Below are 12,525 nucleotides of genomic sequence, written 5' to 3'. Positions count from 1 at the left end.
TGTTCGGTTGAACTTGGGGAGGGGCGATGCAGATTCCCGAGGGCACGACCTTTGCGGGCTATCGCATCGTGCGCACGCTGGGCGTGGGCGGGATGGGCACGGTATTCCTGGCCCGGCATCCACGGCTTCCGCGCGAGGACGCGCTGAAGCTGTTGCCGGACGGGCGCGGCGGGAGCGCGGATTTCCGGGCGCGATTCCTGCGGGAAGCCGAGCTGGCGGCGCGGTTGCAGCATCCGAATCTGGTGTCGGTCCTGGATCGGGGCGAGCAGGACGGTCATTTGTGGATCGCCATGCAATACGTCGACGGCCCCGACCTGTCCCGGATCCTCGACGCGTCCCCGGCCGGGCTGGATCCCGCGCGGGCGGTGCACATTCTCACCGAGGCCGCGCGCGGTCTCGACGAGATCCACCGGGCGGGATTGCTGCACCGCGATGTGAAACCGGCCAACCTGCTCGTCGCTCCGCAGGCCGGCGGCCCGGAACGGGTGCTGGTAACCGATTTCGGCATCGCCCGCCCGGAGGATGATTCCACCACGCTGGCCGACGCCGGATCGGTCACCGCCACCCTCGCCTACGCCGCGCCCGAGCAGATCAGCGGGGGCGCGGTCGACCGGCGCGCCGATGTGTACGCGCTGGGCTGCACGCTGTATCAGATGCTCACCGGTTCGGTGCCGTTCCCGCGCGAGAATCCGGGCGCGATCATGTACGCGCACCTGCACGACCGGGTTCCGCCGCCGTCCCAGCGGAATCCGCGGCTACCGGCGGGGTTCGACACCGTGATCGCCACAGCCATGGCCAAGCGCCCCGCGGACCGGTACTCCGGCTGCGGGGCGCTGGCCGCGGCCGCCCAGGCGGCGCTGATCGGTCGGCGCCCGCCGGGCCGGTGGCGCCGGCCCCGCGTGCTCGCCGCCGCGGCGGCGGCGCTGGCGGCGGTGCTGGTGGCCGCGGCGCTCACCGGACTGCGCGATGCGGAACCCGCACCGGCGGCGGCCGTGCAGCGCCCGATCTCCGGCACCGTCGACGCCGCCCAGTGGGGTGCGTATGCCTATGTCGCACAGACATTTCCGGACCTGCTGCCGCCGACGCCGATGAGCGCCGGATATCGGGAACTGGCCTTCTGCGTGCCACAGGACGAGCGGAAACGCGAGATCGACCCCGACCGCCCTGTCGCGGTGGCCAGATTGTTCTGCCTCGGGAATCTCGACCCGGTGCAGACATTGGAGGTCATCTGCAATGCCGACCGTACGCCCATTATCCCGGCGCGTTCCCTCGCCCGCCCCGAAGGTGACGAGAGCTGGTCGCGCCCATCGGGTTCGGGCCGGCTCTACTGGGGCGTCGACACACTGGAAGACGCCGGTCACCCACGCTTGAACCATCGCAGCCTGGGCGTGCTCGACGTGATCTTCAACGAGCCGGATCGCAACTTCTGCTGGATGCGGGTCCATGGCGAAACCACGACCGGCGCCGCGCTGCGGGACCTCTGGTGGACCGACGCCCCACTGTGACCGCTGCCGCCCTGGACCAGATCAGCTCCCGGAGAACCGAAGTGACGCCGCAATTCCCCGACAAGGCCCGCCGCCTGGGCCTGGCCGCACTGGCCGCGGCCCTGCTCGCCGCGTGCACGGTGACCGGAGATCCGACCCCGCACTATCCGGATCCGTCCACCCTGGAGACCGGTGACTACAGCGCCATACCCTTCGAAACACCCAGCGGCAGCGAGGCATACGGCCGGATCCTGGAATCGGTGCGGATGGCCGAGGCGATGATGGATCCGGCCGAGGCCGACCGCACGCTCACCGAGCCGGCGGGTCTGTCCGACATCATGCCGCTGCCGACACCGCAGAAGGCCGCTATTCTGCTGGCTCAGCCGGTCCGGGCGGTCCTGGAACGCCACGGCATGCTGGCCGGAGTCGCCGTGGGCGCCTCCGACCGGGCCGGGGAGCAGGCCCCGGAGCCCGGTCGGGCCCGCGTGCTGACCGTGATCGTGCTGCGCTTCCCGGATTCCGATGCGGCGCAACGCGCGGCCGCCGACATCGATGCGGTCGACGCCGCGGTGAGCCCGGACAATATCGGCGTCACGATTCCGGATCACCCTGCCGCTCGGGCGCATTGGCGCCCGAGCGTGCCGACGCTCGCGGCCACCGTCGCCCACGATGTCTACGCCATCAGCGTGATCGCCGGTCACACCGCCACCGACCTCACGGTCCTGACCGGACTCGCTCGCGCCGCTTTCGCGGCCCAGATCACCCGGCTGCGAGATTTCGCGCCGACCCCGCGCGAGCAACTCGCGACGCTGCCGCTGGACCCGCACGGCATGATCCGGCGCACGGTGCCGGAGGCTCCCGGCCGTTGGCCGTATCCGGCGGTGGTTGTCCACTCTCAGCAGCTGAACGCCGGATGGGATTCCTTGATCAGCGCTTCGGGAGTGGCCTACGGCCCGCGCGGCGCCTGGCTCTGGGGTGGGCGCCGGAACACCGATACGCCGCCGGATCTGCTCGTCTACAACGGGTTCAACGCCCTGCACCGGTTTCCGAGCGCCGCCATCGCGCGCCGCTGGTTCGCCGGCACGCCCGCGCGGATGGCGGACATGTCGGTGCGCGCGGTGGCGGCCCCCGCGGGCGTGCCGGACGTCTGGTGCTGGGAATCACCCTCACCGGACTTCTGGAGCCTGACGAAATACAGTTGCCGGGTGATCTACGGGCGTTATGTGGCAACGGTTCTCGCCCGCGACCTGACCAACCTGCATCACAAGACCGCCGCCCAGTACGGGCTGCTGGTGAACAGCGAATAAGCCGGTGGAGGCGCCACTGAGACCGGGGACGGTATTCGCCGGATACCGCATCGACCGCGTCCTCGGCAGCGGCGGTATGGGCACGGTCTATCTTGCCGCCCATCCCCGCCTGCCCCGCCACGATGCCCTGAAGGTGCTGTCGGCGCGGTCCGACGCGGAGTACCGGGCGCGGTTCTTCCGTGAGTCGGAACTGGTTGCCGGGCTGGATCATCCGAATATCGTCGCGGTGCGCGACCGCGGCATCGAGGGTGAACAGCCCTGGCTCGCCATGCAATTCGTCCATGGCGGCGATGCCGCCGCGCTGATTCGCCGCAACCCCGGCGGGATCCCGGCGCCGGCGGCGGTGCACATCGTGACCGAGGCGGCGTGCGGACTCGATACCGCGCATCGCGCCGGAATCCTGCACCGCGATGTCAAACCGGCCAATCTGATGCTGGAACCGGTTGCGGCGGGACCGGATCGGGTCTACCTCACCGATTTCGGCATCGCCAAGGCCGCCGCGGGCGCCACCGTGCTGACCGAGGCGGGCGCGGTACTGGCGACCGTGGCCTATGCGGCGCCCGAACAGCTCACCGGCGCGGCCATCGATCAGCGCGCCGATGTGTATGCGCTGGGTTGTACCCTCTATGAGCTGCTGACCGGCGGCAAACCGTTCCCGCGCCCCACCTTGGCCGCGGTCATGCACGCGCATCTGGCCGATCCGCCGCCACGAGTCAGCGACCGCAATCCCGGACTCGCCCCCGCCTTCGACGCGGTGGTGGCGCGGGCGCTGGCCAAGGATCCCGGGCACCGCTACGCGTCCTGCGGTGAGCTCGCCGCCGCTGCCGCCGCCGCGCTCAGTGGGCAGACGGCGCCCGAACAGTCCCCTGCCCGCCCGGCCGCACGGCCCCGGCGGCGCGCTCGGGCCGCCGTGGCCATTGCCGCCGTGGCAGCGCTGGCCGCGGCGAGCCTGCTGCTGGTCCTGAACCGGAATTCCGGTGGCGCACCGGCGGGCCCGACCGTGGCGAACGCCCCGACCACGCCGAGTGCTAGTCCGGTGACCTGGGGAAATTACGGTTATGTGGCACAGGCGTTCCCGGCACTGCTGCCCGCCGGCCCCACCGCGAGCGGATACCAGGGCGTTCGCTGCTGGGCGGTGGACTCCGAATTGCGCCAGGTCGATCCCGCCACACCGCTGGGCGCCACCACGCGGCTGACCTGCCGGGGCAATGGCAATCCGCTCGACCAGCTCGCGGTCGTGTGCAATACCGACCGGAGCCCGGCGACCATCGGCACCATCGTGGACATCACCGTGACCGGTGACGAGCAGTGGGAGCGTCCCTCCGGTCGCGGGCGCCTGATCTGGGCGGATACCGCCCAGACACCGGCCGAGGGTTTTCTGCAGATCCAATTCGACGATCCGGCGCGCAATTTCTGCCGGCTCCTGGTCTGGGGCGGCGCCTCCGGGCAGGACCTGCGGGACCGCTGGTGGCCGACCGCTCCGCTCTAGCGGATGCCCGGAAGATGCCGTGTGCATGCACCTTTCGGCGCTGAGCGAATGAAAGCCTCGGTCGCGTGCCTGCGGCGTACGGTGAGGATCCGGCCGAATCCGGGGAGGAGCACGTGGACTTCGCCGAGGGTAGGGCATTCGCGGGGTATCGCATCGAGCGCAAGCTGGGTGCCGGTGGGATGGGCACCGTGTACTTGGCGCAGCATCCGCGACTGCCGCGCAAGGATGCGCTGAAGGTGCTCGCGGACGGGCGCGGGCGGGATCCGGAGTTCCGGGAGCGGTTTCTGCGGGAGGCGGAAGCCGCTGCGCGGCTGGACCATCCGAATCTGGTGACGGTTCGCGACCGGGGCGAGGAGGGCGATCTGCTCTGGATTGCCATGCGTTACGTGGACGGCGTCGACCTGGCCGCGTTGATCCGGCGCGGACGAGCGGCGCTGGGGATCGAGCGGGTCGTACACCTCATTACCGAAGCGGCACAGGGACTGGACGAGATCCATCGAGCCGGGCTTCTGCACCGGGATGTGAAACCCGCCAACATTCTGGTCGCCGAGCAGGTCGGCGGACCGGATCGGGTGTTCATCACCGATTTCGGAATCGCGCACTCGGTGGCGACTTCGACGGTCGACGCCCGAACCAGCGGAGTGACGGGGACGCTCGCGTACGCGGCTCCGGAGCTGTTGCGTGGCGGGCGCATCGATCACCGGGCCGATGTGTATTCGCTCGGGTGCACGCTCTACCACCTGCTCACCGGTTCGCCGCCGTTTCCCAGGGACACCCTGGGCGCGGTCATGTACGCCCACCTCAACGAGCCGCCGCCACGACCGTCTGCGCGAGATGCACAGCTGCCGAAGGGCTTCGATGCTGTCATCGCGCGGGCCATGGCCAAGAATCCGGCGCATCGGTTCGCCGGCTGCGGGGAACTCGCGGCGGCCGCGCGAGTGGCACTGTCCGGTGGTGAGGTCGCCGGACCACCGAGGCGATGGAAGCGAGGACGAATACCGGTCGTCGCGCTGTTGGTCGCGGTGGCGGCTACGGGGGTGATCTTCGCCATGAATCCGCGTGATCCGGCGCCGGATCCGGTGCGATCGAATGCGCCGCGGACCGGCACCACCGAACCGGCGGAGTGGGGAGAGGTGGCGTTCATCGCCGAAGCATTCCCGGATCTGTTGCCGCCCAACCCGTTATCCGTCGGGTATCAAGAGCTGGGCTTCTGCCAAGTTCATGGGCCGGACTCGGAGGTGGTTTCCTTCGGCCGGTCCATCGCATCGCCACAGCTGGTCTGCCTCGGCGATACGGATCCGGTGTGGTCGGTGACGATCACCTGCAATACCGACCGCTCCGCCATCGCGCCCGGAGTGCCGGTGGCCCTGGTAGAGGGAAACGAGCCCTGGCGGCGACCGTCGGGCAGCGGCCGGCTGTTCTGGGGCAAAGAGCGTCTGCCAGAAGAGGACTCGGGCGCGCTCTCGGGTCTGAACATCGGCATACTCGACGTGTACTTCGACGATGCGAACCGAAACTTCTGCTGGATGCGGGTGGTCGGCGCGGGCGCCTCCGGAGCCGAACTCAAAACGAAATGGTGGCCGAACGCGCCGCTGTGAATGTGGCCGTCCGGGGAAATGGGCGAGTATGACCGGTTCGATGCACGGTGTTCGCGCCGCTGTTCTGCTGCTGACCGTCGCGCTGGCCGCCGTCACCAGTTGCACGATCGAGGGCAATCCGGTCCCGGCGCATCCGGACCCCACGACGCTCGATGTGGGCGGCTACAGTGTGCAGCCGCTCGCCGCGCCCGACGGAAACGAGCAGTACGGTCGCGTGGTCGAATCGGTGCGAATGGCGGACGCGCTCATCGATCCGGCGGAAGTGATTCCCGAACTGATCTTTCCGATCGCGGGCCGGGCGGTGAACCCGTTGCCGACACCGATCAAGGCACGAATGCTGCTCGCCGAAGCGACACGCCCGGTATTGGAGCGTGAGGGTCTGGTGGCCGGCTGCGCGATCACCCAGACCGAGGCCGCGAACGATTTCGAGGTCGGCAAAGCGCGGGTGCTGACGGTTATCGTGCTCCGGTTTCCGAATGCCGAGGCCGCCGCTCGGGCGGCGCGGGACATCGATGGCACCGACGCCGCTGTGAGTCCGGAGAACGTGCCGGTGCAGATTCCGGGACATGCTGACGCGCACGCACATTGGCGCCCCGCGGTGCCGACGCTTGCGGCCACCATCGCGCTCGACACCTACGTGGTGAGTGTGCTGGCCGGTCATACCTCGACCGATCCGGGCGTGCTCACGGCCATGGCGAGTAGTGCGTTCACCAGGCAACTGGCGCGGTTGCGTGACTTCGCGCCCACCCCGTTGGATCAACTGGCCACACTGCCGCTGGATCGGGAGGGGATGATCAGCCGTCTGGTGCCGGAATCTCCGGGGCGGTGGTCGTATCCCGCGGTGGTCGCCAACACCCTCGACGAGAATGCCGGATGGAACGCGGCGATGAGCGCCTCCGGTGTGGTGTTCGGGCCCCGCGGTGCGTCGCTGTGGTCGGGACGTAGCCTGACGAACCGGCAGGTGGAGTACGTGGCGGTGCACATCCGCGATTCCCTCACGCGATACTCGAATCCCGCCGCCGCCCGCGCGGCCTGGCTGGAGGCCAAGCGCAACAGTGAACTGAATGAATCGGAGCGAAGCGCCGAGAGCCCGCCGGGTGTCCCCGATGCCTTCTGTGTCGAGACCGCCGGCGTGGAGACTCTGCGATATATGTGCAGAGTCCTGTATGGGCGCTATATGGCCACACTCCTGATGCGTGATCTGAAGGCAGCACAGCAGCGGGTGGCAGCGCAGTACGGGCTGCTGGTCAACGGCGGCTGACCGTGCCCGATGAGTTGCTCCCCGGGACGCTGTTCGCCGGCTTTCACATCGAGCGCCTGCTGGGCCGCGGTGGAATGGGGGCGGTGTATCTGGCCAGGCATCCGCGATTGCCGCGCTACGTCGCATTGAAGGTGCTGCCGGATTCGCTGGGCGCGGACCCGGAATATCGTTCGCGATTCGGGCGAGAGGCCGAGTTGGCGGCCCAGCTCGATCACCCGAATGTCGTGGCGGTATGGGATCGCGGAATCGAGGGCGGATGCCTCTGGATAGCAATGGAATTCGTGGACGGACCCGATGCCGCCGCGCTACTGCGCCGGACACCCGGCGGCTTGCCGCCCGATGTGGCGCTGGACATCGTGGTGCAGGTGGCCGGCGGACTGGATGAGGCGCATCGCGCCGGAATGCTGCACCGGGATGTCAAGCCCGCCAACTTCCTGATCGAGTCGCAGCCGGGGCGGCCCGACCGGGTGTATGTCTCGGACTTCGGCATTGCGCGAACCGTGGCCCACCAGACCACGCTGACCCGGCCCGGAACGGTGGTGGCGACCCTGGCATATGCCGCACCGGAACAAATCGAAGCGCGGCCGCTGGATCACCGGGTGGATGTGTACGCCCTGGGGTGCGCGCTGTACGAGCTGCTGACCGGGTTGAAACCCTTTCCGCGTCGCACCGATGTGGAAGTACTGGTGGCGCATCTGCAGGATCCGCCGCCCCGGGCTTCCGCGGCCGACCCGCGGTTGCCGGCGGCGATCGACGATGTGATCGCGCAGGCGATGTCGAAGGAGCCGGCGGACCGTTTCGACTCGTGCGGGGCACTCGCGCGGGCGGCGTTGGCGGCGTTCGCGACCGGGGAACCATCGCGCGTGCGACGGAATCGCCGGCGGCGGTGGGTGGCGGCCGCTCTCCCGGTGGCCGCGGTGGCGGCTGTCGCGGTGGGTTTCGTCATGGCGAACACGAGGTCGGTCGGCGACGCGGACCTGACGGACTCCCTGGTCGTGACCACTCCGGTGAACCCGGTGACGTGGGGAAACTACGACTTCGTCGTCGAAACGTTCCCCTCGCTGCTGCCGTCGAGCCCCATTTCGAGCGGCTTTCAAGGGACCAGGTGTGTACCGTCCGAAACCGGCTCGGGAGACCTCGATCCGTGGGCGGCGGTGGGATCGGTCGCCACCTTGGGCTGTCGCGGCGATGGGGACCCCGTGCAGACGTTCTTGGTGCGCTGCAATTCGGATCGGAGCGTGATCGTCACGGAGCCCGATCCGTCGGTGTCCATCGAAGGGACGGAGTCCTGGAAACGCGGGACGGGGGAAGGGCGGATCACCTGGTGGAGCGGTACCGATTACCAGGGCACGGCGGTGACGGGTTTGAGCGTCCAATTCGACGATGCCGAGCGCAATTTCTGCATGATCCAGGTGGTGGGGAAAGGCTCGTCCCCGGCCCGCGAACTGGTGGATCGCTGGTTCGCCGTCGCACCGATCTAGGAGGGGCTATCCGATTGGGGCGCGGCGGTATTCGCGGCGTCGAGTTCGGCGAGGATGGCGCGCAGGGTTTCCCGGCGTTCCGGGGACAGGGTGGCGAACAGGTCCCGGGCGGCGCGGCGGCGGGCGGCCGACATGCGGGTGAGGACGGCGTGGCCGGAGTCGGTCGGAGCGACCAGGGTGGCGCGGCGGTTGGCGGGGTCCACGGTGCGGGTGACCAGGCCGGCGGACTCCAAGGCGTCGACGACGGTGGTGACGGAGCGGGGGACTATGCCGAGGCGGTCGGCGAGGGCGGACATGCGCAGCGGTTGGGCGGCGCGGGCGAGGACGCGGAGGGCCCGGGCCTGGCCGGGGGTGAGGCCCAGGGGGGCGAGGTCGGCGGACTGGGTGCGGCGAATGCGGCGGGCGGCGCGCAGGAACAGTTCGGGTAGGTCGCTCTCGGGGGCCTCGTCCATGTTTCTGAGCATAGGTCATTGTTCTTGGGAACAATTATGAGTCAGGCTCAGTTATAGGGCGTATTGCCGAAGGAAGGGAGGCGCCTATGGCTGCCCGATCCGAACTTCGCCGGATCATCCGGCTGTTTCATCCCTATCGAGGCCGGCTCGCCGTGGTGGGCGCGCTGGTCGCGCTGTCCTCGATCGTGGGGTTGGCCTCGCCGTTCATGCTGCGGGGCATTCTGGACGACGCGCTGCCGCACGGGCGCACCGGACTGCTGAGCCTGCTCGCGCTGGGCATGATCGCGGTCGCGGCGCTGACCTCGGTGTTCAGTGTGTGGCAGACCTATTTGTCGACATCGGTGGGGCAGCGGGTCATGCACGATCTGCGCACCGCGGTCTATGAGCGGCTGCAATCCATGCCGCTCGCGTTCTTCACCGGCACCCGCACCGGCGAGGTGCAATCGCGCATCGCCAATGACATCGGCGGAATGCAGTCCACGGTCACCTCGGTCGCGACGTCCCTGGTCGCCAACTTCACCTCCGTACTGGCCGCGCTGATCGCGATGGTCGCGCTGGATTGGCGGTTGACGCTGGTATCGCTGACCATGCTGCCGGTATTCGTGTGGATCAGCCGCCGGGTCGGTTCCGAGCGGCGGCAGATCACCGGCGAGCGGCAGAAACAGCTCGCGTCCATGTCGGCGATCGTCGAGGAATCGCTGTCGGTGAGCGGAATCCTCCTGGGCCGCACCATGGGCCGTTCCCCGGCGCTGGTCGAGGACTTCGCCCGCGAATCACGCGATCTGGTGGACCTGGAGATCCGCTCCAATATGGCCGGGCGCTGGCGGCAATCCACCATCTCCATCGTCATGGCGGCCATGCCCGCCATCGTCTACTGGGCCGCCGGCCTCACCTCCGCCGCCGGCACACCGCTCGTCTCGCTCGGCACGCTGGTCGCGTTCACCACCCTGCAGGCCGGACTGCTGCGCCCGGCGGTCATGCTGCTGTCCACCGGCGTCGAGGTGCAGAGTTCGCTGGCCCTGTTCGGCCGCATCTTCGAATACCTGGATCTGCGACCGGATATCGCCGAACCGGCGAAGCCGGTCGCACTGCCCGCCGGCGGTGTCACGGGCGCGGTGCGGTTCGAGCAGGTCGGCTTCGCCTACGACCCCGCCGATCGGGATATCCTGCGCGATATCGATATCGAGGTGCCCGCCGGGTCGAGCCTGGCCATTGTCGGCGAAACCGGTTCCGGCAAGACCACTCTCGGCTATCTGGTGGCCCGCCTCTACGACGCCGCCTCCGGCCGCGTCACCATCGACGGAATCGATGTCCGCGACCTGAGTTTCGCCGACCTTGCCGCGACGGTCGGGGTGGTCTCCCAGGAGACCTACCTCTTCCACGCCTCGGTGGCCGACAATCTGCGCTTCGCCAAACCCGATGCGACAGACGAGGAACTGCGCGCCGCGGCCCGCGCCGCCCAGATCCACGACCACATCACCGGACTGCCCAACGGCTACGACACCCTGGTCGGCGAACGCGGCTACCGCTTCTCCGGCGGTGAGAAACAGCGCCTGGCCGTGGCCCGCGCCATCCTGCGCAACCCGCCGATCCTGGTCCTCGACGAGGCCACCAGCGCCCTGGACACCCGCACCGAACGCGAGGTCCAGGACGCCATCGACGCCCTGTCGGCCGGGCGCACCACCATCACCATCGCGCATCGCCTCTCGACCATCCGCGACGCCGACCAGATCGTGGTCCTCGACCGCGGCCGCGTGCTCGAACGCGGCACCCATGCCGAGTTGCTGGACCGTAACGGCGCCTATGCCGATCTGCTCGCCCGTGACGAACTGGTGGCAGTCGCCTGAGATGACAAGGGCCGCAACCGGAAGGTTGCGGCCCTGGCGAAAACCGGATCAGCCGATACCGGGAATGTAGCCGGAGATTGGTTTCGAGCATCCCTGGGCGGGTCGCCGCATCCGCTGCTCAACCGCGGCGGATGCGGCGGTAGGCCGGGGAGGCCGCGGCGGCGATGGCCAGGTGCGCGGCGAGCTCCGGGATTTCGCCGTCGTGCAGGGCCGCCACGGTGAGTCGCACGTGGTCGTTGTGCGGATGGTCGGTGACCTCGAACGGGCCGCCGGGAGAGGCCTTGATACCGGCGGCGGCCAGCGAGATCATGGCGGCGTTCTCGTCGGCGACCGGCAGCCAGAGGTTGATGCCGTCGCCGCGGGCGATCCGGATGTCGTGCCGGGACAGGGCCTTTCGCAGCGCCTCGGCGCGGGCGCGGTAGACGGTGCGGGCCCGGGCGACCGTCGCGCGGGCCGCATCATCGGTGAGCATGTGCAGCAGCACGCGCTGGAGCAGGCGGCTCGACCAGCCGGGGCCGAGCATGCGGCGCTCGATGACCGGGTCCAGCAGATCGGGCGGGCCGCCCGCCACCGCCAGGCGCAGGTCCGCGCCATGGGATTTGGAGTACGAGCGAATGTGCACGGTGCGGGCGGGCAGGCGCGCGCCCAGCGATCGGGCGGGGGAGTGCGCGATACCGGCCGAGTGATCGTCCTCGATGATGAGCGGCCGGACCGCCGACACACTGGCGGCGTCGGCCAGCACATCGGTGAGCTCGCGGACGCGCTGGGCGGTGAGGGAGGCGCCCGTGGGGTTCTGCGCCCGGGGTTGCAGCAGCAGAGCGGTGGGAGCGTGGGCGGCCACCGCGGCGGCGAGTTCGCCCGGCAGCAGCCCGGATTCGTCCAGGCCGACCGGGACCGGGCGGGTGCCCAGGCGGGACAGCAGATCCAGGAACGGTGGGAAGCAAGGGTTTTCGACGATCACCGCATCGCCCAGGCGGACATGCACGGCCAGCAGGCGGTCCACGGCGTCCAGGGCTCCGTCCAGCACGGTGAACCGGGTGGCACGCGCGGGCCAGTCGGCGCGGACCGCCGCCTCCAGTTCGGGGAGCATGGCATCGCCGAGGTAGGTGGCCGACAGATCGTCGATGGCGCCGTCGGCGCTGAGCACGCGCAACGCGGTGGTGAGGTCGGGCAGCAGGGCCGGATCGGGCACGCCGCGGGACAGATCGATGCGGAAGTTGTTGTCGGAGTGCGAGTGCAGGCGCTGATAGCGCCCGGCCGGGGTCACCGTGACCGGTTGCCGGGGTGTGCCGACGAAGGTGCCCGCGCGACCGCGCGCGATGATGGCGCCCGCGGCGGCCAGTGCGCGCCAAGCCTGGTTGACAGTGGCGGGGGAGACCTTCAGCTCGCGTGCGAGGTCGCGGACGGTGGGCAGCCGGGAGCCGGGCGGCAGCGCGCCGGAGCGAATGCGGCGGCTCACGGCCGCGGCGATACCGGCGGCGGTGCGGTCGTGGACGTGGTCGCTCAGGTCCCCGGCGGGCACCGGCGGCGCCGCCGCGGCCGATGCGGCGGCGGGGGCGTCCGGCGGATCGAGTTCCGTTGTCACAAGCGCCATTCTGCGATGGAC

General features: G+C 69.7%; 9 protein-coding genes. 7 read left to right on the top strand and 2 right to left on the bottom strand.

The annotated features are described in order from the left end of the window. The first annotated feature begins 26 nt into the window (after positions 1-26). The 6 genes from ACYQ5L_RS22205 to ACYQ5L_RS22180 all read left to right on the top strand — a co-directional run bounded on the left by ACYQ5L_RS22205 (position 27) and on the right by ACYQ5L_RS22180 (position 8,620). Positions 27-1,505, top strand: a complete 1,479-nt coding sequence (locus ACYQ5L_RS22205; protein ID WP_459959830.1) for a serine/threonine-protein kinase — start codon at positions 27-29, stop codon at positions 1,503-1,505. A gap of 41 nt (positions 1,506-1,546) precedes the next feature. Beyond that, a complete protein-coding gene (locus ACYQ5L_RS22200; RefSeq protein ID WP_459959828.1) occupies positions 1,547-2,791 on the top strand; it encodes a DUF7373 family lipoprotein in 1,245 nt (414 codons plus the stop codon). Between the two features lie 4 nt (positions 2,792-2,795). Next, entirely contained in the window at positions 2,796-4,280 is a 1,485-nt protein-coding gene (locus ACYQ5L_RS22195; protein WP_459959826.1) for a serine/threonine-protein kinase, read from the top strand. 65 nt (positions 4,281-4,345) lie between these two features. Beyond that, a complete protein-coding gene (locus ACYQ5L_RS22190; RefSeq protein ID WP_459959824.1) occupies positions 4,346-5,878 on the top strand; it encodes a serine/threonine-protein kinase in 1,533 nt (510 codons plus the stop codon). Positions 5,879-5,918: 40 nt separating this feature from the next. Next, a complete protein-coding gene (locus ACYQ5L_RS22185; RefSeq protein ID WP_459959823.1) occupies positions 5,919-7,139 on the top strand; it encodes a DUF7373 family lipoprotein in 1,221 nt (406 codons plus the stop codon). A 2-nt stretch (positions 7,140-7,141) separates the two neighbouring features. Further along, a complete protein-coding gene (locus ACYQ5L_RS22180; protein WP_459959821.1) occupies positions 7,142-8,620 on the top strand; it encodes a serine/threonine-protein kinase in 1,479 nt (492 codons plus the stop codon). Here ACYQ5L_RS22180 and ACYQ5L_RS22175 read toward each other — a convergent pair. Further along, positions 8,617-9,072, bottom strand: a complete 456-nt coding sequence (locus ACYQ5L_RS22175; RefSeq protein WP_459959819.1) for a MarR family winged helix-turn-helix transcriptional regulator — start codon at positions 9,070-9,072, stop codon at positions 8,617-8,619. The two genes, ACYQ5L_RS22180 and ACYQ5L_RS22175, sit on opposite strands and share 4 nt — an antisense overlap. An 86-nt stretch (positions 9,073-9,158) precedes the next feature. On the opposite strand from ACYQ5L_RS22175, the gene ACYQ5L_RS22170 reads away from it, so the two are divergent. Beyond that, positions 9,159-10,919, top strand: a complete 1,761-nt coding sequence (locus tag ACYQ5L_RS22170) for an ABC transporter ATP-binding protein (protein WP_459959818.1) — start codon at positions 9,159-9,161, stop codon at positions 10,917-10,919. Between the two features lie 118 nt (positions 10,920-11,037). On the opposite strand, the gene ACYQ5L_RS22165 is transcribed toward ACYQ5L_RS22170, so the two are convergent. Beyond that, entirely contained in the window at positions 11,038-12,504 is a 1,467-nt protein-coding gene (locus ACYQ5L_RS22165) for an aminotransferase class I/II-fold pyridoxal phosphate-dependent enzyme (RefSeq protein ID WP_459959816.1), read from the bottom strand. Positions 12,505-12,525: the final 21 nt, after the last annotated feature.

The organism is Nocardia sp. IFM 10818 (genome assembly GCF_054655275.1).
The sequence above is the reverse complement of the archived record's forward strand: the minus strand, read 5'-3'. Positions and strand labels throughout refer to the sequence as shown.